The sequence below is a fragment of the Flavobacterium sp. Sd200 genome (genome assembly GCF_009826935.1).
Lineage (GTDB): Bacteria > Bacteroidota > Bacteroidia > Flavobacteriales > Flavobacteriaceae > Flavobacterium.
Genome location: NZ_WUMN01000001.1, coordinates 132,927 through 157,454, shown reverse-complemented (window position 1 = coordinate 157,454; position 24,528 = coordinate 132,927). Strand labels below are relative to the sequence as shown.

28 protein-coding genes are annotated in these 24,528 nt (G+C 39.6%); 13 read left to right on the top strand and 15 right to left on the bottom strand.

What is annotated here, in order from left to right; all coding sequences use genetic code 11:
* Positions 1-32 precede the first annotated feature (32 nt).
* The 4 genes from GR160_RS00710 (at position 33) to GR160_RS00695 (ending at position 1,996) form a co-directional block, all read left to right on the top strand.
* Positions 33-671 (top strand): peroxiredoxin, encoded by a 639-nt coding sequence (locus tag GR160_RS00710; RefSeq protein WP_160747911.1) that lies wholly within the window; start codon positions 33-35, stop codon positions 669-671.
* Between the two features lie 28 nt (positions 672-699).
* Entirely contained in the window at positions 700-1,014 is a 315-nt protein-coding gene (locus GR160_RS00705; protein ID WP_160747910.1) for a thioredoxin family protein, read from the top strand.
* Positions 995-1,255 (top strand): hypothetical protein, encoded by a 261-nt coding sequence (locus GR160_RS00700; RefSeq protein WP_160747909.1) that lies wholly within the window; start codon positions 995-997, stop codon positions 1,253-1,255. Before GR160_RS00705 ends, GR160_RS00700 begins: the two co-directional genes overlap by 20 nt.
* A 234-nt stretch (positions 1,256-1,489) precedes the next feature.
* On the top strand, positions 1,490-1,996 hold the full coding sequence (locus GR160_RS00695; RefSeq protein WP_160747908.1) for a GNAT family N-acetyltransferase: 507 nt from the start codon (positions 1,490-1,492) through the stop codon (positions 1,994-1,996).
* 99 nt (positions 1,997-2,095) lie between these two features.
* On the opposite strand, the gene hxlA is transcribed toward GR160_RS00695, so the two are convergent.
* Together hxlA and hxlB are read right to left on the bottom strand one after the other, a co-directional pair.
* Entirely contained in the window at positions 2,096-2,728 is a 633-nt protein-coding gene (gene hxlA / locus GR160_RS00690) for a 3-hexulose-6-phosphate synthase (RefSeq protein ID WP_160747907.1), read from the bottom strand.
* 35 nt (positions 2,729-2,763) lie between these two features.
* A complete protein-coding gene (gene hxlB / locus GR160_RS00685; protein WP_160747906.1) occupies positions 2,764-3,369 on the bottom strand; it encodes a 6-phospho-3-hexuloisomerase in 606 nt (201 codons plus the stop codon).
* 203 nt (positions 3,370-3,572) lie between these two features.
* Here hxlB and GR160_RS00680 point away from each other — a divergent pair, with 203 nt between their 5' ends.
* Positions 3,573-4,430: a helix-turn-helix domain-containing protein gene (locus tag GR160_RS00680; RefSeq protein WP_160747905.1), complete on the top strand. Its 858-nt coding sequence runs from the start codon at positions 3,573-3,575 to the stop codon at positions 4,428-4,430.
* Between the two features lie 101 nt (positions 4,431-4,531).
* On the opposite strand, the gene GR160_RS00675 is transcribed toward GR160_RS00680, so the two are convergent.
* The gene (locus tag GR160_RS00675) at positions 4,532-5,656 is read right to left on the bottom strand and encodes an endo-1,4-beta-xylanase (protein ID WP_160747904.1); all 1,125 of its coding nucleotides are present in this window, start codon (positions 5,654-5,656) and stop codon (positions 4,532-4,534) included.
* 12 nt (positions 5,657-5,668) lie between these two features.
* The gene (locus GR160_RS00670; RefSeq protein WP_237421150.1) at positions 5,669-6,775 is read right to left on the bottom strand and encodes a glycoside hydrolase family 43 protein; all 1,107 of its coding nucleotides are present in this window, start codon (positions 6,773-6,775) and stop codon (positions 5,669-5,671) included.
* 232 nt (positions 6,776-7,007) lie between these two features.
* Here GR160_RS00670 and GR160_RS00665 point away from each other — a divergent pair, with 232 nt between their 5' ends.
* The 6 genes from GR160_RS00665 (at position 7,008) to GR160_RS00640 (ending at position 12,581) form a co-directional block, all read left to right on the top strand.
* Positions 7,008-7,859, top strand: coding sequence for an AraC family transcriptional regulator (locus GR160_RS00665; protein WP_160747903.1), 852 nt, complete (start codon positions 7,008-7,010; stop codon positions 7,857-7,859).
* A gap of 177 nt (positions 7,860-8,036) precedes the next feature.
* A complete protein-coding gene (thrS, locus tag GR160_RS00660) occupies positions 8,037-9,989 on the top strand; it encodes a threonine--tRNA ligase (protein WP_160747902.1) in 1,953 nt (650 codons plus the stop codon).
* A 41-nt stretch (positions 9,990-10,030) separates the two neighbouring features.
* Entirely contained in the window at positions 10,031-10,564 is a 534-nt protein-coding gene (infC, locus tag GR160_RS00655; RefSeq protein ID WP_370519201.1) for a translation initiation factor IF-3, read from the top strand.
* A gap of 124 nt (positions 10,565-10,688) precedes the next feature.
* On the top strand, positions 10,689-10,886 hold the full coding sequence (rpmI, locus tag GR160_RS00650) for a 50S ribosomal protein L35 (protein WP_160748961.1): 198 nt from the start codon (positions 10,689-10,691) through the stop codon (positions 10,884-10,886).
* A gap of 103 nt (positions 10,887-10,989) precedes the next feature.
* On the top strand, positions 10,990-11,334 hold the full coding sequence (gene rplT / locus GR160_RS00645; RefSeq protein WP_160747901.1) for a 50S ribosomal protein L20: 345 nt from the start codon (positions 10,990-10,992) through the stop codon (positions 11,332-11,334).
* Between the two features lie 209 nt (positions 11,335-11,543).
* On the top strand, positions 11,544-12,581 hold the full coding sequence (locus GR160_RS00640; RefSeq protein ID WP_160747900.1) for a heme A synthase: 1,038 nt from the start codon (positions 11,544-11,546) through the stop codon (positions 12,579-12,581).
* A gap of 3 nt (positions 12,582-12,584) precedes the next feature.
* On the opposite strand, the gene GR160_RS00635 is transcribed toward GR160_RS00640, so the two are convergent.
* Entirely contained in the window at positions 12,585-13,034 is a 450-nt protein-coding gene (locus tag GR160_RS00635) for a hypothetical protein (RefSeq protein WP_160747899.1), read from the bottom strand.
* A 310-nt stretch (positions 13,035-13,344) separates the two neighbouring features.
* On the opposite strand from GR160_RS00635, the gene GR160_RS00630 reads away from it, so the two are divergent.
* Together GR160_RS00630 and GR160_RS00625 are read left to right on the top strand one after the other, a co-directional pair.
* Positions 13,345-13,737 carry a hypothetical protein gene (locus GR160_RS00630; RefSeq protein WP_237421149.1) on the top strand — a complete coding sequence of 131 codons (393 nt, stop codon included), beginning with the start codon at positions 13,345-13,347 and terminating at the stop codon, positions 13,735-13,737.
* Positions 13,738-13,814: 77 nt separating this feature from the next.
* Positions 13,815-13,997 (top strand): CsbD family protein, encoded by a 183-nt coding sequence (locus GR160_RS00625; RefSeq protein WP_160747897.1) that lies wholly within the window; start codon positions 13,815-13,817, stop codon positions 13,995-13,997.
* 75 nt (positions 13,998-14,072) lie between these two features.
* Here the strand turns inward: GR160_RS00625 and GR160_RS00620 are convergent, their stop codons facing one another.
* The 10 genes from GR160_RS00620 to GR160_RS00575 form a co-directional block, all read right to left on the bottom strand.
* A complete protein-coding gene (locus GR160_RS00620; RefSeq protein WP_160747896.1) occupies positions 14,073-14,921 on the bottom strand; it encodes a sugar phosphate isomerase/epimerase in 849 nt (282 codons plus the stop codon).
* A 340-nt stretch (positions 14,922-15,261) separates the two neighbouring features.
* A complete protein-coding gene (locus tag GR160_RS00615) occupies positions 15,262-16,671 on the bottom strand; it encodes a carbohydrate porin (protein WP_160747895.1) in 1,410 nt (469 codons plus the stop codon).
* Positions 16,668-17,927: a sugar MFS transporter gene (locus GR160_RS00610; RefSeq protein WP_160747894.1), complete on the bottom strand. Its 1,260-nt coding sequence runs from the start codon at positions 17,925-17,927 to the stop codon at positions 16,668-16,670. Before GR160_RS00610 ends, GR160_RS00615 begins: the two co-directional genes overlap by 4 nt.
* A 12-nt stretch (positions 17,928-17,939) precedes the next feature.
* Positions 17,940-18,878 carry a carbohydrate kinase gene (locus GR160_RS00605; RefSeq protein ID WP_160747893.1) on the bottom strand — a complete coding sequence of 313 codons (939 nt, stop codon included), beginning with the start codon at positions 18,876-18,878 and terminating at the stop codon, positions 17,940-17,942.
* A gap of 46 nt (positions 18,879-18,924) precedes the next feature.
* Positions 18,925-19,947 (bottom strand): LacI family DNA-binding transcriptional regulator, encoded by a 1,023-nt coding sequence (locus tag GR160_RS00600; protein WP_160747892.1) that lies wholly within the window; start codon positions 19,945-19,947, stop codon positions 18,925-18,927.
* A gap of 140 nt (positions 19,948-20,087) precedes the next feature.
* On the bottom strand, positions 20,088-21,482 hold the full coding sequence (locus GR160_RS00595) for an NAD(P)/FAD-dependent oxidoreductase (RefSeq protein ID WP_237421148.1): 1,395 nt from the start codon (positions 21,480-21,482) through the stop codon (positions 20,088-20,090).
* Positions 21,483-21,714: 232 nt separating this feature from the next.
* A complete protein-coding gene (locus GR160_RS00590) occupies positions 21,715-23,214 on the bottom strand; it encodes a malate:quinone oxidoreductase (protein ID WP_160747891.1) in 1,500 nt (499 codons plus the stop codon).
* A 102-nt stretch (positions 23,215-23,316) separates the two neighbouring features.
* Positions 23,317-23,733: a Holliday junction resolvase RuvX gene (gene ruvX / locus GR160_RS00585; protein ID WP_160747890.1), complete on the bottom strand. Its 417-nt coding sequence runs from the start codon at positions 23,731-23,733 to the stop codon at positions 23,317-23,319.
* A gap of 58 nt (positions 23,734-23,791) precedes the next feature.
* Positions 23,792-24,070, bottom strand: a complete 279-nt coding sequence (locus GR160_RS00580) for a hypothetical protein (protein WP_160747889.1) — start codon at positions 24,068-24,070, stop codon at positions 23,792-23,794.
* A gap of 140 nt (positions 24,071-24,210) precedes the next feature.
* Positions 24,211-24,483, bottom strand: a complete 273-nt coding sequence (locus GR160_RS00575; RefSeq protein WP_160747888.1) for a hypothetical protein — start codon at positions 24,481-24,483, stop codon at positions 24,211-24,213.
* Positions 24,484-24,528: the final 45 nt, after the last annotated feature.

Below are 24,528 nucleotides of genomic sequence, written 5' to 3'. Positions count from 1 at the left end.
CAAATTATACTAATCACTTAAATACAATTTATATGGCATTCGTAGGAAAAAAATTCCCAAACTTTGCAGTAGACGCTATCTCTGAAATGGGTGACAACCTAAAGATCAACGTTTTTGAAGAAGCAGTAAACAACAACAAAAAAGTATTATTGTTCTGGTATCCTAAAGACTTTACTTTTGTGTGCCCTACAGAACTTCATGCTTTTCAGGCTGCCCTTGGCGAATTTGAAAAAAGAAACACTATTGTAATTGGTGCTTCTTGCGATACTAACGAAGTACACTTTGCATGGCTAAACACTCCAAAAGATAAAGGCGGTATAGAAGGAGTTACCTACCCTATCCTTGCCGATACTAACAGGAACCTGGCTAATGCTCTTGATATTCTTGATATAGAATCGTCTGAATTTAATGACGAAACCGGAACTGTAGTTCTTGAAGGCAGCAACGTTACATACCGTGCTACTTTCCTTATAGACGAAACGGGTAAAGTTTTCCACGAGAGTGTAAACGATATGCCTCTTGGCCGTAATGTAAACGAGTACCTTAGACTTGTTGATGCTTATACTCACGTACAGGTTAAAGGCGAAGTTTGCCCTGCAAACTGGGAAGAAGGCAAAGAAGCTATGACTGCAGACCGCGATGGTGTTGCTTCTTACTTAGCCTCTAACTAATTAAAAAAACCTAAACAGAAAAACCATCATGTTACAGGAACTTGAAAAAGATAATTTGGCAGAGATCGTATCCGGTGCTCCCGTTGTTGTAGTACAATATTCGGCAGGATGGTGCGGCAACTGCAGGATCATGAAGCCAAAATTTAAAAAACTGGCTACAGAGAATGACGGCGTTACTTTTGTACTGGCCGATGCCGAAAATTTCCCTGAATCGCGCAAACTGGCCAAGGTAGACAACCTGCCAACGTTTGCTACATTTAAAAACGGCGTACTTGTAAACCAGGTACAAACAAATAAAGTTGAAGTTTTAACCGATCTTGTAAATGAAGTTACCAGTAATTAAGCACTTAACTCAATTTATTGAGGATAACGACCAGGACTACATTATAGAAGCTCTGGAGGTGTTGGAGGCACTTACCGAAGTTCCGTCGTTAAAAGATGAAGAACTGGATGTTGTTGGAGAACTTATCTCTAACATGTATGGCGCGCTCGAGGTAAACAAAATGATAAAAGACGGAATGGACAAAAAAGCTGCGCTCAACGCTTTTATGATGCGCGTGCTTGGAGCCATAGATAAAGGCTAAATTTAATTTTGGGATTTTAAATTCAGGGAACGCTCTCAGTAATGAGGGCGTTCCTTTTTTATTTACCACGAATTGCACTAATTTTCGCAAATCAATTTTGAATTTTGCTTTCAGTTTCTTCTAATCCAAACCCAAATTTAGCTAAGAGGTTAATCAATTGGTTTAAATTAGTGTAATTCGTGGCTAAAATTACCTGCAAAAAAATGAAATTTGCATTTTAAAAGTAATCAATAAATGGAATACATTTTCAGGCAGGCAACTGCCAACGACATATCTCAAATTTGGGAAATATTACAGGGAGCTATAGAACGACGCAGGCAGGACGGCAGCAACCAATGGCAGGACGGCTACCCGAACCAAGAAGTAGTTAAAAATGATATTGATAAAGCCATAGGCTATGTGCTTACCGATGAAGATACAATTATTGGATATTGTGCCATATTGATAAACGATGAGCCTGCTTATGCAGATATTGAAGGCAAATGGATTACGGATGGTGATTTCGTTGTATATCACCGGATTGCCATTTCAGACAACTATTTGGGTAAAGGGCTTGCACAAACCATGCTGAAACACATTGAAGATTTTGCTGTTAAGCACAACATAACGAGCCTAAAGGTAGACACTAACTTTGATAATACAGGCATGTTAAAAATCCTTGACAAACTTGACTATGTATATTGCGGCGAAGTATTTTTTAGAGGAGCGCCAAGAAAAGCTTTTGAGAAGGTGTTAAAATAGTTTTTAAAAATGGTGTACAAATTCACAACCATTTTTTATATAACAATGCCCAATTAGAGAATTTTAATTGGGCATTGTTTATACTGTTAGCTTAAAAAATTAGGCAGCATCAATTGCTTCACGAAGTGCCTTTGCCGCCGCCGCAGGATCTTCGGCACCATAAATAGCAGCACCGGCTACAGCAACCTGTGTGCCTGCTTTTATAACTGCTGCAACATTATTAATGTTTACACCTCCAGCAACAGATACAGGTACACCCACACGTGCAGCCTCATCTATTAAAACCTGGATAGAATAGCCTTCTGTCCACTGCTCATCAAGCCCGGCGTGAAGTTCTACAAAATCAACACCCAGTGCTGTAACTTCCTGTGCTCTTTTAACACGGTCCGGGTTACCTATGGTATCTACCACTACTCCTTTGCCATGTGCTTTTGCAGCTTTTACAGCACCTGCAATTGTAGCGTTGCCTACAGTACTCATAACGGTTACTAAATCGGCACCTGCTTTAAATGCAATATCTGCTTCCAGTTCGCCTGCATCGGCTGTTTTTAGGTCGGCAAAAACCAGTTTATCAGGGTGTGCCGCTTTCATTGCTGTAATAACACCCGATCCTGCATTTTTTATAAGTGGAGTTCCCAACTCTATAATATCTACATAAGGGGCTACTTTTGCTGCTAATGCTAATGCCTCTTCGGTTGTCAATAAATCTATTGCTACTTGTAATTTTGCCATGACGGTATTTATTTACTATTAAAAATTAAATTTGTTTATTCTAAGTTGGCGTGCCTTTTCCATAGTTCTTCGGCAGGTGTGTTGTCCAGTTTCCATAGCGAAAAGAAAACGGCATCCATAAGCAGGAGTAAAAACTGTTCAAAAAGGCTGCCTGCATACTGCTTAGACCTGTTGCCTCCATGATCTTCTTTTTCCGCAGCCGGAATATAAACCACATGGTGTGCCAGTGCAGCCAGCGGCGATTGTGTATTGGTAGTTAATGCAACAAGATTTGCTTTTACAGTTATGGCTTTCTCTGCGGCTTTTACTATACTGCCTGTAGTACCCGATCCTGATGCGGCAATTAAAAGATCGCCCTCCTGTATGGCCGGGGTTGTGGTTTCTCCTGCAAAATAAACCTGCAATCCAAGATGCATTAGTCTCATGGCAAAAGAGCGCATGGCAAAGCCAGATCTTCCTGCCGACAATATAAAAATGCGCCCGGACTGTTTTATGTATGCTATTAAAGGAATCAAGCTTTCTATATCTGTTTTTTGTGACAATAGTATATTTTCTTCTAAAATAAGGTTTAACCCGGCTTTGAGGCTGCTTACCAATTTCTGTTCATCTTGTGCACTTTTAATACTGTTCCCTGTATGCATATTGTAAAATTTAGCAGGGGTAAAAGTATGTCAGTGGCTAAAAGATATGGTTACACAATCATCACATAATATGGGACAATATGGAAACATTTCGACAAAGACAACCACATAAATCACTGAAAAACAAACATATTTCCGAATAGTCCTCTATAATATCCTAATAATCCCATCCCGGAAATTTCATAAGTGTTACTTTTGCACTTATGAATGAGCCTGCAATCCCTACACTCGAAAAATCACTTCTTTATATAAGAAACCTGAACAACTGCCCGCCCAGTTATCTTAACGATCCGGGGCGGAAAGATTTTTTTGAAATAGTATGGCTAAAAAACGAAGAGCCTCTGCATGGCATCAGCGACCCTGCCTATGGTATAAAAGGCGACTGGATCTATCTGATACCTCCCTATCGCGTGCATCAACTGAACAAAGCAGATAAAAATGGCGAGCTTATATCTTTTAAAAGGTCTATGCTGGAAGAAGAAGATAAAGATTTTCTTCTCGACCTGTTCAGGATATTTAATGTACAGGGCGAGTTTTCCTGTATTAGACTGGATGAAACGGCTGCGAAAGGCCTTGGCGATATTTACAGGATAATGGAGGAAGAGTATAATAGCGGCAATAACTTTAGCATGCTCCAGGCACTGCTAAAGGTTTTCCTGCTAAAGCTTATAACGGTAAAAGAACACGAATTTTCTAGTCACGATGTTCATCAAAAAAGGGTTTATGAGTTTTTGATGCTTTTGGAAAGCAATTTTTTAACGGTAACCAATATCGATTTTTATGCAGGCAAACTGGGCATAAGTTCTAAACGCCTTAACCAGATCTTACGCGAAAAGCTGGACAAAACCGGCACACAAATTATTCATGACAGGATTATCCTGGAAGCCAAGCGCAAGATTATCCACAGCGATGTTACTATAAAGGAAATAGCCTACGACCTTGGTTTTACAGACCGTCCTTACTTTAGCCGTTTCTTTAAAAAACAAACCGGAGAGACCCCGGAGGAATTTCAAAAGAAAGCACGGGTGCATATAGAAACTAAATTCAATACGCTTGTTTAGCTCTTTTGTAAATTGATATAATGTTTGGATATAAACAACAAAACGCCCCATATAAGGGCGTTTTGCTTCTCTAAAAATATTTAAAAACGAATAAACTTAAACTACTTAACTGTACTTTTTATGGCACTGAAAAGTGCCTGTTTTTCCTTATACTGCCTGTCATACAGCAACGGATAGTTGGTTCGCCCGGGCATAGGAAAATTATTAAGCCACGAATCGCCATCGGTAAGCCCCCAAAAGGTTACCCTCGAAACATATTTGTCATACTTTACAAATATCCTGAAAAGATCAGCATACCGCACTGCAAGATCTTTTAAAACCTCTTCAGGCAGCCCTTTTGTATAAGGGTTATACTTAGCATTATATACCTCTTTATTAGAAATATCGGCCGTTAAATTATTATCCTTTTCAGGCAACACACTTACATCAAGCTCTGTAAAATTTGTAATAATATTCAGCGCAGCAAAATCGGTAATAACATTTTCCACTTCGTTTATTGGTGGATTATTCAAGCCATAGTGTGCCTGCTCCCCTACTGCAGTTATTTTTATATTTGCCGACTTAAGTTTTTGCACCAGCTTTAAAATACCCGACCTTTTAGAAGCTTTATAAACATTGTAGTCGTTGTAATATAACTCCACATTTGGGTCGGCAGCATGGGCATATTCAAAGGCTTTTTCAATAAAATCCTCACCAATAATAGTGTACCATTTAGACTGTCTGTAAGTACCGTCTTCATTAAAAGCTTCGTTAACCACATCCCAACCGCCAATCTTGCCTTTGTAACGGCTAACAACAGTAGTAATATGATCTTTCATCACCTTAAGCAATGCTTCCCGGGTTAAGGGTTTCCCATTCTCGTCTTCAAAAACCCAATCCGGTGTTTGAGAATGCCATACCAGTGTGTGCCCTATAACAAACATTTTGTTTTTAACCCCAAAGTCAACATAGGCATCGGCGTGCTTAAAATCGTAGCCACTGCGGCCGGGATGTATCTTCTCCCATTTCATGTCGTTCTCAGGGCTTATGCTGTTAAACTGACTACTTATTAAAGGCTGCGCTTTTTTATCTGTACCATTAGCCTGATTACGATTAATGGCAACGCCTATATAAAACTTATCCTTAAAAGCATCTTTTAAAGCAATTGCATCACTTTTATTTTGTCCATTTACACCAACAAAGCCCAACGTAAAAACAGCGATAGCTATTAACCTAAAATTCTTCATCACGGCAAAATATTAAGGCTTAATAAGCTCTATACCACCGTCAGCAGTGTGCTTAAGCTCGGTTACTTTTACGTTGCGAAGGTGCGTTTTGCCTGATAGTTGGGTATCATGATAAAATATATACCACTTGCCTTTAAACTCTACAATAGAGTGGTGTGTTGTCCACCCCTGCACAGGATCCATAAACGTTCCCTGATACGTAAACGGCCCATAAGGATTATCGCCAATAGCATAAGCAAGGAAATGGGTGTCTCCGGTTGAATACGTAAAGTAGTATTTACCATTAAATTTGTGCATCCACGAGCCTTCAAAAAAGCGTCTGTCGTGGTCGCCTGTAAGTAGCGGTTTGCCATCTTTATCTACAATAACCACATCTTTAACCGGGCCATCAAACTTAAGCATGTCTTTACTCATTTTAGCAACTTTACAGCTTAGCGCAGGCTTATTATTATCTTCAAGGTCGGTTTTAGAACCGTTCTTATCATAGCTTCCCGATGTCCAGCGTTGCAGTTGGCCTCCCCAAATACCGCCAAAGTACATATAAGAATCACCATTATCATCTGTAAACACAGCTGGGTCTATACTAAAGCTGCCCGCAATAGGCTCTTTTTCTGCTTTGAACGGCCCTGCCGGAGATTTGCTTGTAGCTACCCCTATCCTAAAAATATCCTCTTTATCTTTAAGCGGAAAATACAAATAGTAGGTGCCGTTTTTGTAAGCAGCATCGGGAGCCCAAAGTTGCCTTCCGCCCCAAGGAACATCTTTAGCGTCCAATGCCACACCATGGTCGGTAACCGCACCGCCAATGCTGTCCATAGAAAGAATATGGTAATCTTTCATGGCAAAATGGTCGCCGTTGTCGTTTTCGGTAACCCCGGCATCTATATCGTGCGACGGGTAAATGTATATTTTACCCTCGAACACATGCGCAGATGGGTCGGCAGTATAAAAATCTTTTACTAAAGGTTCCGACAGATATTTCTTAACCTCTTTTTCTACTGTTGTTTTTTCTTCGGTTTTCTCTTCCGTTTTTTTACATGCCGCAACACCGCAAAGCAATGCAACCGCTGTTATGGTTTTTACAGAATTGGTCATTTTCCTGATCTCTGTGTTTTTCATAGTCTATTGGTTTAAGATCGTAGTAGGTTATTACGTGTTTATGGTTTTTACAATTAATAGTAACTGTATTTTTATTATCGGCAATAAACACACCTTTAATAAACGAATACAATTATTTTATTTCCAAATTTAGCCGAAAACGTTTTAGTTTTAATTTACTTTTTTACTTAAAACATAAACTATATTACTATAAATTGCATACCAATAAAACCTTTGCAACTAATATAATAGTATGAAACCCTTTATAGAAAGGCTGCCTGTAGCCGAAGGCAATTCGTTTGTAGCCAACACCCACCGCACCCCGCGCTTTGAAGTACCGTGGCATCAGCATGTAGAATATGAGCTGATCCTGATCACTGAAGGCAGTGGCCTGAGCTTTATTGGCAACTATGTGGGCGAATTTAAAGTGGGCGATATTTTTTTTATTGGCAGCAATGTACCCCACACTTTTAAAAAAGAGAACGAACAGATTACCAGCGCAGTAGTTGTACAGTTTACCGACATGTTTTGGGGTTCCGACTTTTTAGCCCTACCCGAAAACAAACTGCTGCGTGACCTTTTAAGACTGTCTATGAAAGGAATAAAACCCGAAGGCAGGCACAAAGCTGCATTGGCAAAGCTTATAAAAAAACTGGAACACTGCACCGGAATAGTACGCATTAGCACACTGCTGGAATGCTTAAGCCTGCTTATAGAAGACGAAAACAAAACCATACTTTCTACCAACGAAATGCCTGTACTGAACGAAAAATACCAGGACAGGATGGACAACATATTTAAGTTTACTATATCTAACTTTCAAAACCCCATAACACTAAACGAAATAGCCTCCATTGCCAACATGACGGTTACAGCGTTTTGCTTTTACTTTAAAAAAAGCACCAAAAAAAGCTATATAGAGTTTTTAAACGAAATAAGGATTGGTCATGCCTGCAAACTGCTTCAAAACACCAGCAAAACAGTTACAGAGATTTGTTACGAAAGCGGTTTTAACACCGCAGCCAATTTTAATAAACAGTTTATTAAATACAAAAAATCATCACCCAGCCACTTTAGGGCAAGTTTTAAAGAGGTGAAATTCTGAAATCAGAACGAAAAAAGACTCTTTGGATTTCGAAACTCCGTTATACTTCAGTCTAAATAGAAGACCAACCATCCAAAACCCAAGACCTAATAACCATAAAATAATATAAACTCCCTTGCTACACATATTGTTTGCAATGGGTTAATTATTATCTTTGCACACTATAAATTTTTAATAATGATAAATATTACATTGCCGGACGGTTCGGTTAAACAATTCGACGCCGGGGTTACTCCCCATGAGGTTGCCATGAGCATAAGTGAAGGCTTGGCAAGAAACGTGATTTCTGCAAGCTTTAATGGTACAACTGTTGAAACGAAAACCCCACTGACGACCGACGGCTCATTAATATTGTACACATGGAACGACAAAGAGGGCAAAAAGGCTTTTTGGCACTCAAGCTCGCACGTTTTGGCACAGGCTCTTCAGGAACTGTACCCGGGCGTTAAGCTTACTATTGGCCCTGCTATAGAAAACGGTTTTTATTATGACGTTGATTTTGGCGACCATGTGGTTACTGATAAAGATTTTAAAGCCATTGAAGACAGGGTGCTTGCCATAGCGCGCGAAAAGCATGAGTTTACTATGCGCAGTGCTACCAAGGCTGAGGCTTTGGCTATGTATGAAAAAGAAGAGAATCCTTACAAAATAGAGCTTATACAAAACCTTGAAGACGGTACTATTACGTTTTGCGACCACGCAACCTTTACCGATCTATGTCGTGGAGGGCACATTCCTAACACAGGGATTATCAAGGCCATGAAAATAATGAGCGTTGCAGGTGCCTACTGGCGCGGCGACGAAAAGAACAAACAGCTTACACGCGTTTACGGCATATCGTTCCCTAAGCAAAAAGACCTGACTGAGTATTTGGAGCTTTTGGAAGAGGCAAAACGCCGCGACCACCGCAAACTGGGCAAAGAGCTGGAATTGTTCTCTTTCTCTCAAAAAGTGGGTCAGGGTTTACCCCTTTGGTTGCCTAAAGGTGCCGCGCTTCGCGACCGCCTGGAGCAATTTTTAAAGAAAGCACAGAAGAAAGCCGGATATGAGCAGGTGGTTACACCGCACATTGGGCAAAAAGAACTATATGTAACCAGTGGACACTATGCCAAATATGGCGCAGACAGTTTTCAGCCAATACATACTCCTAACGAAGGTGAGGAATTTTTGCTGAAACCAATGAACTGTCCGCACCACTGCGAAATTTACAATACTAAGCCATGGTCTTACAAAGACCTGCCTAAGCGTTATGCAGAGTTTGGTACTGTGTACCGTTACGAGCAAAGTGGTGAGCTACACGGCCTGACACGTGTTCGTGGTTTTACTCAGGATGATGCACACATTTTCTGTACTCCTGACCAGCTTGATAGTGAGTTCAAAAAAGTGATCGATCTTGTATTATATGTATTCAGTTCGCTTGGTTTTGAAAACTTTAGCGCACAGGTGTCTTTACGCGATCAGGAAAACCGTGAAAAGTACATTGGCAGCGATGAAAACTGGGAAAAAGCAGAAAACGCTATTATCAATGCCGCTAAAGATAAAGGCCTTAATACTGTTGTAGAGTATGGCGAAGCTGCTTTTTATGGTCCTAAACTTGACTTTATGGTTAAGGATGCTCTTGGCCGCCAGTGGCAGTTAGGCACAATTCAGGTAGATTATAACCTGCCTGAAAGGTTCGACCTTACTTATAAAGGCTCTGATAATGAGCTGCACAGGCCGGTAATGATTCACCGTGCACCGTTTGGATCTATGGAGCGTTTTATAGCGATATTGCTGGAAAATACAGCCGGAAACTTCCCGCTTTGGTTAATGCCTGAGCAGGCTATCATACTGTCTCTTAGTGAGAAATATGAAAATTATGCCAAAAAAGTTTTGGAATTACTGGAAAATCACGAAATTCGCGCCACCGTAGACAACAGGAACGAAACTATTGGTCGAAAAATCAGGGAAGCAGAGGTTCAAAAACTTCCGTTTATGCTGATCGTAGGTGAAGAAGAAGAGAAAAACGGTACGATTTCTGTCCGTAAACACGGAGACTCAGGTAAGAGTAACCAAACAATGACTATTGAAGCCTTTGCTGCGCTGGTGCAGGAGGAAGTAGATAAAACATTAAAAACATTTCAAGTTTAACTTAAATTTTTACAGCCATAGCTATTAGAAACAACAGAGGCATACAGCCCCGCGTAGAGAAAAAAGATGCTCACAGGATTAATAATGCCATCCGCGTACCGGAAGTAAGGCTTGTGGGCGAAAATGTAGAGCCCGGAGTATATAAAACTTCGCAGGCGATGCAAATGGCAGAGCAATTTGAGCTTGACCTGGTGGAGATTTCACCAAACGCCGAGCCTCCTGTTTGCAAAATAATGGATTACAAAAAGTTTCTTTATGAACAAAAGAAGCGCGATAAAGTACTTAAGGCTAAGTCTACGCAAATTGTTGTAAAAGAAATTCGCTTTGGCCCTCAGACTGACGAGCATGACTATGAGTTTAAGAAGAAAAATGCTGAGAAGTTCTTAAAAGAGGGGTCTAAGCTTAAAGCTTTTGTATTTTTTAAAGGACGCTCTATTATCTATAAAGAGCAGGGACAAATATTGTTGCTAAGACTTGCCCAGGATCTTGAAGAATGGGGCAAGGTTGAAGCACTGCCGGTTCTTGAGGGCAAAAGAATGATCATGTTCATTGCGCCTAAAAAGAAAAAAGCATAAAGACAGTCATTAAGGTCTAAAATCATAAGGTCTTAAAGTCCACAACAGGACATTCGACTTTATGACTTTAAAACTTTCGACTAAAAATAAAGTAAGTAAGAGTAAATTAAAATACAGGAACAAGATGCCTAAAATGAAAACCAAATCCTCTGCCAAGAAACGTTTTAAAGTTACCGGCTCAGGAAAAATTAAAAGAAAGCACGCTTATAAAAGTCACATCCTGACTAAAAAGTCTAAAAAGCGTAAGCTTGCACTTACTCACGCTGCATTGGTTCACCCAACAGATGAGAAGAGCGTTAAACAGCAATTAAGGTTAATATAACAACCTGCTGTTTCGGTTAAAACAATTAAATAACCCTGGAGCATGGCTTTTACAAGTCCCTAAAATTTAAAAAAGGGCGCCTGCTACAAAATCAAGAAAAATTATGCCAAGATCAGTAAATTCAGTTGCTTCAAGAGCTCGTAGAAAAAGAGTATTGAAGCAAGCCAAAGGTTTCTTTGGAAGACGTAAAAACGTTTGGACAGTAGCCAAAAATGCGGTAGAAAAAGCAATGGTTTATGCTTACCGCGACAGAAAACAAAAAAAGAGAAACTTCCGTTCACTTTGGATCATGCGTATTAACGCCGGTGCAAGACAACACGGCCTAAGCTACTCTCAATTCATGGGTAAAGTTAAAGGTGCAAACATCGAATTGAACCGTAAAGTTCTTGCAGACCTTGCCGCTAACCACCCTGAAGCGTTTGCTGCTATAGTAAACCAGGTGAAATAACAAAAAACGTTTTATAAACAATATATTTATTCTTACTTACACATCGAACCCGTTTAGCAATAAGCGGGTTTTTTGTTGCTTATTGCTAAACCATGACAATTATCATTAAAAAGCAATAGTAATAAGTTACCTTTGCCCCAGTATAATTTATAAAGCAGTGAATAGCTAATTATAGTTTCACAACAGCTAATTTGTTTTAGATAATAATCATGAAACTTAACTTCCAGAAAATAACCAAAACCGCACTTGTTCTTGTATATTTAGTAATTGTTGCCGGCGCCCTAGTGCGCATGACAGGCAGCGGAATGGGATGCCCGGACTGGCCAAAATGTTTTGGCTATTACATTCCGCCAACAGATATTAAAGAGCTGCAGTGGAAGCCTAACCGCGAGTTTAAACGTGGCCAGGTTATTATAAAAGACGAAAAACTTTGGGTAGCCAAACAAACCTTTACAACAGCCGAAACCTATAATGAGGCGAATTGGGAGCATTACACCAAACACGACTATGCCGAGTTTAACCCTATGCACACCTGGGTAGAATACATAAATCGCCTTACGGGAGCTTTGGCAGGGCTTGCAGTACTGGCTATGGCTTTTGCATCGTTTAGGTTTGCCAAAACAAAATCATCTATTATTTTGCTATCATGGCTAACTGTGTTTTTAATGGGTTTTCAGGCATGGCTGGGTGCCACGGTAGTGTACAGTGTACTAAACCCTGTAAAAATAACACTACACATGGTGGTGGCACTAATAATAGTTGCTGTAATATTGTATATACTAGACATTAGCAAAGATCTTTCCTATAATCAAAAAAAATACAGGTACGACAAACTGTTTAAAGGCATGTTGTGGTTTTCTTTAGGACTTACACTTGTACAAATTGTTATGGGCACACAGGTGCGTCAATTTGTAGATGAACAAATAAAACTGTTGGGCTACGAAAACATTAGCCTTGTAATGGACGAGCCTACGGTTAACTTTTATGTACACCGCAGCTTTTCTATAATAGTGCTGTTTACAAATATTGTGTTGTTTAACCGAAACAAAAAATTCTCGCTTGGCTTTAGCAAAATGTCTTGGGTACTGGCACTGCTTACGTTAGAAATAATTTCGGGTATTGCTATGTATAATTTTGACTTCCCGTTTGCCTCGCAAACCATACACGTAGTATCGGCATCATTGCTGTTCGGAATACAATTTTATATGATACTTGAGAGCAGGAGAAACAAAGTGGTAACGGTATAAATATTAACAACCACACTCACCAAATATAGGTTTTGTTATTGCTTTTCCTTTTTTGGGCATTATAGTTATTGTGCCTTTACTTTGCCATGTTTCATCAATTTGCCCGGTTTGCTTAGTATTAATAATAACCTCATAATCATTATTCTCAAAGATTTCATTTGAGCGTTTTTCCGGCAAAGTATCCGATTTAGTTAATAGCAGTTTAACCATCTTGCCATTTAGTTTCACAAAAGCATTTGAATTATAATCATCTGCATAAATGTATTTGCCATTATTGAATTCTGTTTCATTATTAGAATAATAGCATGCACACCCATCTATTTCGGCTGGAAAAGTTGAAAAAGTATCTATTACTATTTTATCGGTTATTGATTTTTTACTTTTGCCATGTTCTTTACCGCAGGAACACAAGAATAAAAATAGTATTGCGATTGAAAAAGTGCTTTTCGACATTATATTGTTTGTAAGATTTCAAAAATATAGAAAGCTATTTAAATCGTGCTTCTTATGAATGAAATAGATAATATAAAAATTACCAAGAGTATAATTTTTTATGCGCTGCAAAGTTATATCTTCATAGCCACCTAATCATTTCACTATGAAGACCTTTACCCTACTGCGAATTGTTGCGCTTGTTATATTTTCAAACTTATTGATGTGTTGTTCCCAGGAAGAACCAGCGTTCCTGAAAAATTTTAAGTTGGAAAACTCCGGTAAAAAATTATATACAACCAGAATTAATAGACAGGTTTTAGAGGTATTGATGGCAACCAATGAGGTAAACCAACCCATTTTTAATATAAACCATACCTACTATTACGGCTTCCAAAAAAAGCTGAACGATAGCCACTATCTAATTTCCTACCAGGACCGGTACAGTGCCGCATATAGTTATAAAAACCGACTTTTGGGCTGGAAAGACATTTATTACTGCATCTATAACAGCACTGCCAACACTGTTGTCTCTAAACTCAGGGTACAGTCGTCTGACCCGATATTGTCTTATTGTGAAGAGAAAGATGGTATATATACTATACGATCGCGTTATTTCAAGTTTATTCCTGAAGAAAATACTCCGTCTCATAACATGGAGACGAAAAGAGATTCTACAGTTTCAAAATACAGGATAAGAAACAACAGGTTTGTTCAACTTTAGTAAACCTTTATAATTACTTTACCATCAATTTAGCAAAACAGGATGTAATTTTACATTGTAACCAAAATAAAAATACAATGCCAAATTCAACAGAAATTAAAGGAACCTGGGACGAGCTGAAAGGAAAACTAAAACAAAAATATGCCGAACTTACAGACGATGATCTGAAATATGAGGAAGGCAAAGACGATGAAATGTGGGGACGTCTTGAACAGAAAATAGGCAAAGCGAAAAAAGAAATTCTTGCTTTATTTCAATAGCCATTTTCCTTTAAGTACCATAACCGCATATTCGAAACTGTTCTGTAAACATTAAGTGTTTGCCGAACAGTTTTTTTATTGCACCTCCTCAATTTTCTGCTTTAAAAAGTTAAGGCTGCCCAACGCCAAAGCATCAGCATCATGAGGCGAAGTTTGCCATAACGAAACAGCCTGTTGCATTCCCGGTATGGATGACGAGAAATTTTCCAAAACCAAATTACCTTCAAAATCTATTGTTTTTAAGCCTCTGAAAAGCTCATCCCAATTCACAGTGCCTTCGCCCGGCATACCACGATGACTCTCGGTAATATGCAAATGCTTCAGTAATTTACCTGACTGTAATATAGGGTCATAAAAATTATTCTCTTCAATATTCATGTGGAAAGTATCAAGGTGCACACCCAGATTGTCTGCTCCTGCCCTTCCTATTAATTCAATAACATTTACGGCTGTGTTGCAAACATAGCTTTCGTAACGATTTATAGGTTCAATTCCTATAGTTATACCTAAAGCAGCCGCATGGTGTGCAGCTTCTCCCCAAACATTAGCAGTAATATCTTTTTCGGCTTCTGTTACTGGGCTGCCTGTAAAAACACCAATACCGCCATGCAATACACCTCCTAAAAAAGTGGCATCTACACCTGCTGTTTTATCTAAAGCCTGTTTTATTAAGATCAAAGCCTCTTTAGGATAAAACGGTATGTGTGCCTCTTTAGGCAAATTAAGTGAACAGGCCACATCAAGGTTATTATCCCTGAGTTGCTTTTTTACGGTTGTAGCATCAAAGTCCATATTGTTGGGCAATAATATCTCTATCAGGTCAAAGCCAGCCTTTGCTGCTTTTTGTATGGCATAATGCCCTGCTTCCGCTGTCCATAACGGCGTTATATAAGAGAGCAGCGATGCACCAAATTGTATTTTCATAGTGGTTTCATAGTAGTTTTATTGTAAGAATAATCTATATTTTCATGAACAAATGAATCAGAATATTGACTCCCATATTTATAAGAATTGAATCTGGACGGGTAATTTTACCACAATGGTCACAAAGTTTTTCACAATGAACACAAAGTTGTGCTATTAATACTGTACACAACGGACAACAAGTTGTCCTACAAAGTTTACAAAGCTTTACGGATATCGTTGGCAGGTTCAGCCTTGTGAACCTAAAAGCGAAGCTTAACCATAGTGAACCTTGTGAAAAATCTTCGTGGGCTTTGTGTTAAAAAATAACGCGTTTGCTTTGCTTTAAAAACTTGAGCGTTTAAAACACCCACCACTCAGACCGTACCCCAAAATAAGTACCCAATATTTTTTGCCCGGCCTGCTCTAAAAATGGCGAATACATGGCGTTCTTAGCATAGTCGTTATAACGCGCAACTTCGGCAATAAGCCTTATATGCGGGCGTGCCCAAGGGCTGCGTTCGGCAGAGGGAACTATGGTAGGGGCCAATACAAATTTTGTCATGGTTGCCTGAGGGTTGTATCCGTCTTTACGCATAGTGTAATGCAGTTCTGATATCAGGTGAAACCAATTAGTAAGATAATGGATAACCCGCGTACCCACAGCCAGCTCATTTTTATAATTGTAAATTTGCCTGTCATAAAAATCCGTTGCCCTGCCACGGGTTTCTGCACCGCCCTTGCTTTGTGTGTACACGACATAAGGGTTAAGGCTTATCCTGTCAGACAAATTCAGGAGTAAATGCTCTACCATGGTAAACGAGTAAGCCCCTTTATAGGTTTGATCATTTACGCCCGGTGCGCCAAAAGTACGCCACGTTTGAGTATTGCCGCTATCGCCGCCGTTGGCTATGCCGGTTCCGTAGCGAACAGAAAACTGGTTAAACGATCCCGGTTTAGGCGTTTTAATATCAGAACTTATTTTTGCCCCTAACACAAAGCCGTAATCTGACGGATAGGATGGATCGGCATTTTTGCGCACGGCAGAAACATAATGGTATTCAGCCAGCAGCTTTACCAAATGTTTTTTGGTAATATTAAAACTGTGTTCTGCCACCATAACTTCCCGCTGGCGGTAGGCTAACTGTTTTGTTCCCGAAATTATATTGGCATAAGAGTAGGGTGTTACATTAGCCGAAGTAGTATCTATAGCCGCAGGAAAGAACATAGAGAACTGCGTTTTTTTATACTTTACACCAAAGCCCTGTGTGGAGTGGTCGTCGAAATAAAAATAATCGGCAATATGTATGTCATCATAACGCATGTAGCGGGCCCCTGCCCAAACCGTCCAGGGGCTCCCCACAATATTGCGCGCCTCTACAAATGCTTCGGGCAGGCTTACTATCATGCCGTTTATTGATCCCGAATGTACATTACCCAAAAAAGTACCATTAGAGGAATAAAAGGCAAGCCGCACCTGAAAATCAATTGAAGTGCTGTCCTTATTAGCATTTACGGGCGTGAAATGAAAAGCCGGAAGCAGGTCTACATAATCGCCCTGATCCATACGGCCGCCCAGCGATCCCTGTCCCAATAGATTAAGCTGGCGTCCGGTGTGCCCTTCAATATCCGGAGAGTACCCAAACCCTATACGTCCCGTAGTGCCAAAGGAAAAATTTTTATTTGTTATAACTATCTGGCTGTTGGTTGTTATGCTAAAAAGCATCAATAAGCCCGGTATAATAATCCTGAGAAAAGTACCGGATATCATGCCGCGTTTTTATTTAATACAACGGTAGTACCAAGTGTTTTTGGCCTATAGTATTTTACTGCAAATAACAGTATCACCAAGTAGCATACTATAGGCAAAAGGTAGGCATAGGCAATATCTGTATTAGCTACAAGCCCCATTATGGGAGGAAAAACTGCCCCACCAAACATGGCCATAACCAAAAATGATGATGCCTGTTCAGTTTTATTGCCCAGTTTTTTAAGCCCAAGGCTAAATATAGTGGGATACATTACACTTAAAAAGAAGTTTAGCATGACCAATGCACCAAACGAAATCCAGCCAAAACTTTGCGATATAATTACACACAATATCATGTTGCATACACAGTAAATGGCAAGCAGTTTATTGGGTGCAATGTAGCGCATTAAAAACGTTCCTATAAAACGTCCTGCCATCATCATGGCCATACTGAGCGAAAAATAGTAGGCTACCTGCTTATCAGCAAGGCCTGTTTTTTCTACGCCATAGTTTATAAAATAAGCCCATGTCCCACCCTGTGCGCCAATATTGAAAAATTGTGCCAGTACGGCCCACATAAAATGGCGTTGCTTATAAAGAGGGGCATTAACAACAATGTCCTGATTTTCGGCATCCACATCATTATCAGAATGACTGCCATGCGGATCTTTGAGTTCAGGCACTTTTACAAACCAAAAAGCTAGCCCTATAAAAAGTATAACCGCACCTATTATAGTATATAGCGTCTTAACCGATTCCAAACCTTCTGTACCTTGGCTGTCAAGTATAAAAAATCCGCCCAAAAGCGGCCCTATTATTGCCCCTAACCCATTGAACGATTGCGCAAAGTTTATGCGTTGGTCGCTGGTTCTTTCATCTCCTAAAGATGCTACAAAAGGGTGTGCAACGGTCTCTAAGGTTGCAAGGCCTGATGCCAATATGAATAATGCTACCCTGAAATAGGTAAACGATTCGTTCTCTGCCGCAGGCACAAAAAGAAAAGCGCCTAAAGCATAAAGCAATAAACCTAACAACACACCTTTTTTATAGCCGTATTTTTTCATGAATAATCCTGCCGGAATTCCCATAACGGCATAGGCTCCAAAAATAGACAATTGTACTAAGCCGGATTCTGACTTGCTGATGTGCAGCACGTTTTGGAAATGCTTGTTAAGCACATCGCCCATAGTAATGGCAATGGCCCAAAAAAGAAAGAGTGACGTAACAAAAATAAACGTAATGGCATATTTTTTCTCGGTGAATTTAGCCTGGCTCATATCTGTAAATAATTAAATACTGTTATTAGAAATGCTGTCAAGGCTCACATTATTGGCAGCGCAAAACAATTCGAAATCCGTAAATCGATAGTCAGGACACGCTCCTTCTTTAGAAGTAATAAATGCCCCTAATGCTGTTGCCTGCGCCATAACATCGGCCGCAGTGGCATCAACAAGCCTTTTAGAAAGGAAACCGGCAAGGAAAGCATCTCCGCTTCCCACAGTATCCTTAATAGTTACAGGTACAGCCGGGGCCTCATAATGATTGCTGCCATTGTAATAAACAGCTCCTTTACTTCCTTTACTTACCAATACTTCGGCTATTTTAAATGTGTCCTGCACAAAGCGTATACTATCATCTTCGCTTACATAGTCTTTTCCTAAAAAGTCAAGTACTAACCGTAGTTCAGCTTTATTCATCTTTACAAGGTCGGCTTTATACAACAACTCTTTTATCAGTTCAGCCGAATAAAATGGTGGACGCAGATTAACATCGAACACACGAAATTTAGCCACCTCTAAAAGCCGATAAAGTGTATTGCGCGAAACTTCGTTACGGGTAATCAGGCTGCCAAAAACAAAAGCATCGGCCTGACCAACCTTTTCGGTATAATCATTTCTATGCTCAATAAAGTCCCATGCAACGGGCTGCACAATATCATAATGTGCCTCATTGTGCTCGTCAATATGCGCTATAACCGTACCTGTTGGATAAGTATAGTCTATCTGGCTGTCCTGGGTAGGAATGTTCCAAGCTGCCACCTGTTTCATCAGATCATGCCCAAGCTTATCTTCACCAATGCGGCTTATCATATGGGCATCGGCCCCCATTCGCATAAGGTTGTAAGCAACATTAAAAGGAGCACCTCCTGCACGTGCCCCTTCAGGGAAAATATCCCAAAGCACTTCTCCATAACAAAATACAGAGGGTTTATTTATTTGATTTTTCATAATTATACTTGATTAAACGTTTAAGCAAATGAATAAATAAAAAAGATCAGGCTTGTTTTGGACTGGAAGATGCAGCGGTATGCAATTCAGCATTCAATACAACCTTATCTATCGGTAGTAAATGATCGTCAATTTTATTATGAAGCATACGAACAGCTGTTTTCCCTATATCGGAAAGCGGCTGCCTTACAAAAGATAAAGGCACACTAAACAGCTCATATGCCTCTGTTTCGTCAAAAGCAACAACAGCTACATCCTGAGGAATTTTTACATTGAGCTTCATTAGTTTTTTTAGCCCTGATACCGCCAGTTTATTGCTGGTAAAAAATATAGCATCGGGAGTGTTAGCATCCGAGAACAGAAAGTCAAAGCCTCGGTTAACGTCCTCATCAATCGCATCTTTATCTATATAAAGAACAGAATTATCAGACAACTCTAAATTATTTTGAATTAGCGCATCTTTAAAACCATTAGTTCTTTCTATAAGGTGCTGTAATAGGGTATCATAGGCAATAAGTACAAGATTTTTTCTGCCACCTGCAATTAAATGCTGTGTAACTTCAAAACTTATGGCATAGTTATTAACCTGAACAATATCAGCATTAATTTTAGGAAGATAACGGTCTATAAACACAAACGGAATATTTTGCTTTTGCATTTTTTGAAGGCAATCCTCTGCGCCTTCAACCGGGGCAATAATAAGCCCGTCAACCTGCCGGTCGCAAAACATATTTATAAGTCCTTCAAACTTTTGCACATTTTCGTCGGAGCTGCCTATAATGAGTGTATATCCCTTTTGTTTCGATTCATTTTCAATGATACGCGCTATTTGAGAAAAGTATGGGTTGGCAATATCAGCCACAACAAGCCCAATGGTATAAGTGCGCTGTGTTTTCAGACTCTTTGCAATGTTATTTGCTCTGTAACCCAGTTCTTCGGCAGCTTTTTTAACCTTGTCTACTGTTTCTTTACTTATACGACTATCCACCTTATTGTTAAGCACATAAGACACTGAAGCGATAGATACCCCTGCCTTTTGTGCTACGTCTTTAATGGAAACTTTTTTCACTATATCGATTTCTAACGAGGCAAATATAATAAACTTAAACGTTTAAGCAAATGATTTCATAACATTTTATTAAAATTTTTAATCTTAAGGCGTATAATGTGACAGATCATCGGTCTGGAAAGATGGAATATCAGTGTATTTTAAACATCACTCCTGGTTTGATGCCGCCCTCTTGGCGAATCACTAATGCGAAGCACCTGTTTTGAATGAAGAGCTTCTGCAGCCTCTGCCGACCCCTTTACTTTAACAGCACTCCGGTCTAACATTTCTGACTCAAAATCAGCCAAAATATTTTGTATGACACCATCTTTTTTCCAGTCAAAAGCTCTGCAGCCAGTATAAATTTTCCGTGCCAAAGAGAGTGCATCAAGCAATGCCTGATTGGCACCCTGCCCTTTAAACGGGCTCATGGGGTGTGCTGCATCTCCAATTAAAGTTACATTTTTTGAATTCGAAAACATTTCCGGTTTGAGCAATTCACGATCGTAAGCAGGATATCCTGAAATGTATTGTGTTGGAGTGGCCGACAAAATTTGCGGAATAGGATCGTGCCATTGTGCCCTTCGGCAGGCTTCTTCCTTAAGGGCATGGACTCCAAGCCTGTTTAATTCTAAAGCTTCTTCCTCTGCAATCGGAAAGCTAAACTGCCACATAACTGAGTCTGTTGTAAAAGGCATCATATACATGCGCTCGTTGCCGTTAGCCGTTTGAAATACAGTAGCAGAGTCGAGTAAAGGATTTTCAAGCTCACTAAGGGCAGATAAAGGGCAAATGCCTAATATTACAATACAGTTCAAATAGCGCAAAGGTGTAATCTTTTCTCCTATTAACAACCTTCTCACGACACTGCGAATGCCATCGGCACCTACCAGAATATCTGCTTTGGTATTCTCAATTTTTCCATCCACTTCAAATTTAAGCAGTACACCACTGTCAGTCGCTTCGAAGTCAATTAGCTGATGCGTCCATTGTATGGATTCACTTCCTCCAAGCTGATCCAGCAAGGCCTGACGTAACGATTGCCTCGCAATATGAATATTAGAATGCTTTGAGACTTTCTTTTCGTCAGGCTGTATCCATTTTCTGTATCCCCACTCCCCTATCACTGTCCCATCAGTAGTATGCACCACATGTTTTGTAGACACCACTCCGGCGGGTAATGAAAAAATACCGAATCCCTGCATGGCTTTACTGGCCTGTTGCAATGTTAGGCCATACCCCTGAGATCTGGCCTCGAAATTACTATCCCGCTCATACAGCGTAAAGGGAATACCTCTGTGCAAGCATGCAACAGCCAAAGCTACACCACCTATACCACCACCTATAATGGCAACATGCGGATATTTTTCTTTATCAGCAACCGGATGAAGTTTGGAAGGAATCAACCCAGAGCCACCACAATTTGTACAAACGCTCACATGCCCTTTCGGCCGTTCCGGGGCAGATCCAAGCTTATTTTCATTTTCAAAACTCTCAAGTTCTCCCTCATACCGAAGCTTGGCTTTTTTAGTTAACCCCCGGCTTTTTTTGCCCATCCCGTGGCAACTTTTGCAGACAGCCCAGCTTTCACCCTTTTCATTCATATTCATTGTTCTACCTGTATTAAGCTCATTTTGGACAACTATATTAAAGTTGGTGCAAATTTAATTTAAAACTTTTGCAATGTATATATACGAGGCATACATGAGCCTATTGTTATATTTTGTCCATTAAAAAAGCCCTAACCAGTAATTGTTTAGGGCTTTAGTGTATGATAAGTTTTATTTACTATTTAGTAAGTCCAAGAACTTTATGCGAATGCTGTCTTACCTCTGCAAGCAGTTCCGGTTCAGCTGCTAACGATTTACCGTAAGAAGGTATCATAGTACGCAGTTTTTGCTGCCAGGCTTCGGTTTTCACCTCGTCCTGATAACAACGTTCTAAAAGCTGGAGCATGATCGATACTGCCGTACTGGCACCAGGTGATGCACCAAGCAATACTGCAAGTGTACCGTCGGCACTGTTTATAACCTCTGTACCAAATTCAAGCTTTCCGCCTCCTTTTTCGTCTTTTTTTATAACCTGTACACGCTGCCCCGCGGTTTCCAGAACCCAGTCTTTCATTTGTGCATCCGGCATATACTCTTTCAGCGCTTCAAGCCTGTCTTCCGGACTTTGTGTTACCTGCTGAATAAGGTATTTTGTAAGCGGTATATTACTAAGTCCAGCCGATATCATTGGCCTGATATTATTTAGGCGTATAGAGGTAGGCAGGTCTAAATAAGAACCCTGCTTTAAAAATTTAGTACTGAAACCTGCATAAGGACCAAAAAGAAGTTCTTTTTTGCCATTTATCATACGGGTATCAACGTGAGGCACACTCATTGGCGGCGCCCCTACAGATGCTTTACCATATACCTTAGCATTGTGCTTTTGTATAATATCTTCATTAACACACCTTAGCCATTGTCCGCTTACAGGAAAACCTCCAAAGCCGTGGCCTTCAGGAATATCAGCTTTTTCAAGCAGGTGTAAAGAACCTCCGCCTGCGCCAATAAACACAAATTTGCCATATACACGTACCTTCTCGCCAGTGGCAAGGTCTTTTATTTTAAGTTTCCATTTGTTGCTTCCGTTTCTTGAGCGGCGCATGCTGGTTACATCCTGCCCAAAGAAAAGGTTAACACCATCCTGTTTTCCAAGCCACGCAAACATATCGCGCGTTAGCTGGCCAAAGTTTACATCGGTACCAATTTCCATGTTGGTAGCGGCAATAACATCATCTGCTTTGCGGCCCTGCATTACAAGAGGCATCCATTTTTGTATAACGTCATGGCTTTCGCTGTATTCCATTCCTTCAAAAAGAACCGATTTCTGTAAAGCTTCAAAACGTTTTTTTAGGTACTCAACATTTTTTTTCCCCCATACAAAACTCATATGCGGAATACTGCGCACAAAATTCTGCGGTTCGCTTATAAGACCTTTTTCTGTAAGGTAAGCCCAAAATTGTTTTGATTGTTCAAACTGCTCGGCAATTTTAATTGCCTTTACCGTTTCTATATCGCCGTTAGGAAGTTGTGGTGTGTAGTTAAGCTCGCAAAATGCAGAGTGACCTGTACCTGCGTTGTTCCATGCATCAGAACTTTCGGCAGCGGCAACATCAAGCCTTTCATAAATATTTATTTTAACATCCGGCATCAGTTCTTTTAAGAACATGCCCAGCGTAGCGCTCATGATCCCGGCTCCTATAAGTATAACGTCGGGTTCCTGTTTTATATCTGTAGACATCGTAATATTTTGAATACACAAATTTACAGGTAAAATATCATATAATAATATAATATTGGCATTGCAATAGTTAAAATAATATTTTTAACAAAAAGTGTATTTTTATAGCTTATTTTTTCGGGATAAATAATCCTGCAACAATATCGTTGCCGAAATTTCATCAACAAGTGCCTTATCCTGCCTTTGTTTCTTTTTTAAGCCACTATTTATCATGGTCTGAAAAGCCATTTTGCTCGTAAACCTTTCATCAGCGCGCTCTAAAGGCATATCAGGAAACTGCTCTGTAAATTTATCCACAAACGCATTTATAAACACAGCACTTTGCGATGGTAAACCATTCATTTGTTTTGGCTCCCCTATTATAACGCGTTCTACCTTTTCTTTAGTAAAATAATCTTTTAAAAAAGTCAATAACGTGCCCGTTGCAACAGTGGTTAGCCCCGATGCTATAAGCTGCATTTCGTCGGTTACGGCTATTCCGGTACGTTTTTCGCCATAATCTAATGCCAATACCCTCATAAAAATATAGTTTGCAATGCAAAGATATATCTTATAAACTTAAATTACAGGAGAATGATCATATCTTACTGAAATCTTCGACACACTTTTTAGCATAAAACTTAGTAATTGCAAATACTCTTTTTTTCGCTTCCGTATCTTTTTCAAGCTTATGGTTAGCTATAAAAGATGAGGCAGTGGTCTCGAATTCTTTTTGAAGGTCGGTTATAAATGCTTCTAATTTAGATCCTCCGGCAGAAAGATAAATATCCTTATTAAATTTCTTGTAGAAATCTTTGTGTAACTGTTTGCATGATTCTTCTAATAGTTTTTCCAATTCTTTTTGGTTGAAACTCATTCTAAAAATATGTGATTAAAACGTTAAATCACAAATTAAGCATATAGAACACCCTCAAAAGTTATAAAATTAAACTCAAAATTAATAAAATTCTGCTAAGCAAAATAAACAACTACTAACCAATTAGTTAACTCATAATTTTATACGATTTTACTGTATTTATCCAAACAGCTTTTGGCATACTTTTTAGCAATATTTTGTATAAGTGACATTCCCTGTAAATCTTTTTCCAAATCATTTTTTGACACAAAGGCAGCAACAACTTTTTCAAATTCCTGCCTTATCAACTCTAAAAAGGCCTCAAGCTTGCCAGGGCCACCCGATTGATAGTTTAGCTTGTATTGTTCTGTAAGGTTAACAATAACCTCATCACAAGCGCAATTAAAATCGTTCTCTAATACAGTATAATCCATATCCGTTTGGTTTTTAACTAAGATAAGAAATTTAGGACACAAAAA

Excerpts from the sequence above, each read along its gene's own strand:
- GR160_RS00710 (WP_160747911.1), top strand. The coding sequence starts at position 33 with ATGGCATTCGTAGGAAAAAAATTCCCAAACTTTGCAGTAGACGCTATC.
- GR160_RS00705 (WP_160747910.1), top strand. The coding sequence starts at position 700 with ATGTTACAGGAACTTGAAAAAGATAATTTGGCAGAGATCGTATCCGGT.
- GR160_RS00700 (WP_160747909.1), top strand. The coding sequence starts at position 995 with ATGAAGTTACCAGTAATTAAGCACTTAACTCAATTTATTGAGGATAAC.
- GR160_RS00695 (WP_160747908.1), top strand. The coding sequence starts at position 1,490 with ATGGAATACATTTTCAGGCAGGCAACTGCCAACGACATATCTCAAATT.
- hxlA (WP_160747907.1), bottom strand. The coding sequence starts at position 2,728 with ATGGCAAAATTACAAGTAGCAATAGATTTATTGACAACCGAAGAGGCA.
- hxlB (WP_160747906.1), bottom strand. The coding sequence starts at position 3,369 with ATGCATACAGGGAACAGTATTAAAAGTGCACAAGATGAACAGAAATTG.
- GR160_RS00680 (WP_160747905.1), top strand. The coding sequence starts at position 3,573 with ATGAATGAGCCTGCAATCCCTACACTCGAAAAATCACTTCTTTATATA.
- GR160_RS00675 (WP_160747904.1), bottom strand. The coding sequence starts at position 5,656 with ATGAAGAATTTTAGGTTAATAGCTATCGCTGTTTTTACGTTGGGCTTT.
- GR160_RS00670 (WP_237421150.1), bottom strand. The coding sequence starts at position 6,775 with ATGAAAAACACAGAGATCAGGAAAATGACCAATTCTGTAAAAACCATA.
- GR160_RS00665 (WP_160747903.1), top strand. The coding sequence starts at position 7,008 with ATGAAACCCTTTATAGAAAGGCTGCCTGTAGCCGAAGGCAATTCGTTT.
- thrS (WP_160747902.1), top strand. The coding sequence starts at position 8,037 with ATGATAAATATTACATTGCCGGACGGTTCGGTTAAACAATTCGACGCC.
- rpmI (WP_160748961.1), top strand. The coding sequence starts at position 10,689 with ATGCCTAAAATGAAAACCAAATCCTCTGCCAAGAAACGTTTTAAAGTT.
- rplT (WP_160747901.1), top strand. The coding sequence starts at position 10,990 with ATGCCAAGATCAGTAAATTCAGTTGCTTCAAGAGCTCGTAGAAAAAGA.
- GR160_RS00640 (WP_160747900.1), top strand. The coding sequence starts at position 11,544 with ATGAAACTTAACTTCCAGAAAATAACCAAAACCGCACTTGTTCTTGTA.
- GR160_RS00635 (WP_160747899.1), bottom strand. The coding sequence starts at position 13,034 with ATGTCGAAAAGCACTTTTTCAATCGCAATACTATTTTTATTCTTGTGT.
- GR160_RS00630 (WP_237421149.1), top strand. The coding sequence starts at position 13,345 with ATGGCAACCAATGAGGTAAACCAACCCATTTTTAATATAAACCATACC.
- GR160_RS00625 (WP_160747897.1), top strand. The coding sequence starts at position 13,815 with ATGCCAAATTCAACAGAAATTAAAGGAACCTGGGACGAGCTGAAAGGA.
- GR160_RS00620 (WP_160747896.1), bottom strand. The coding sequence starts at position 14,921 with ATGAAAATACAATTTGGTGCATCGCTGCTCTCTTATATAACGCCGTTA.
- GR160_RS00615 (WP_160747895.1), bottom strand. The coding sequence starts at position 16,671 with ATGATATCCGGTACTTTTCTCAGGATTATTATACCGGGCTTATTGATG.
- GR160_RS00610 (WP_160747894.1), bottom strand. The coding sequence starts at position 17,927 with ATGAGCCAGGCTAAATTCACCGAGAAAAAATATGCCATTACGTTTATT.
- GR160_RS00605 (WP_160747893.1), bottom strand. The coding sequence starts at position 18,878 with ATGAAAAATCAAATAAATAAACCCTCTGTATTTTGTTATGGAGAAGTG.
- GR160_RS00595 (WP_237421148.1), bottom strand. The coding sequence starts at position 21,482 with ATGGGCAAAAAAAGCCGGGGGTTAACTAAAAAAGCCAAGCTTCGGTAT.
- GR160_RS00590 (WP_160747891.1), bottom strand. The coding sequence starts at position 23,214 with ATGTCTACAGATATAAAACAGGAACCCGACGTTATACTTATAGGAGCC.
- ruvX (WP_160747890.1), bottom strand. The coding sequence starts at position 23,733 with ATGAGGGTATTGGCATTAGATTATGGCGAAAAACGTACCGGAATAGCC.
- GR160_RS00580 (WP_160747889.1), bottom strand. The coding sequence starts at position 24,070 with ATGAGTTTCAACCAAAAAGAATTGGAAAAACTATTAGAAGAATCATGC.
- GR160_RS00575 (WP_160747888.1), bottom strand. The coding sequence starts at position 24,483 with ATGGATTATACTGTATTAGAGAACGATTTTAATTGCGCTTGTGATGAG.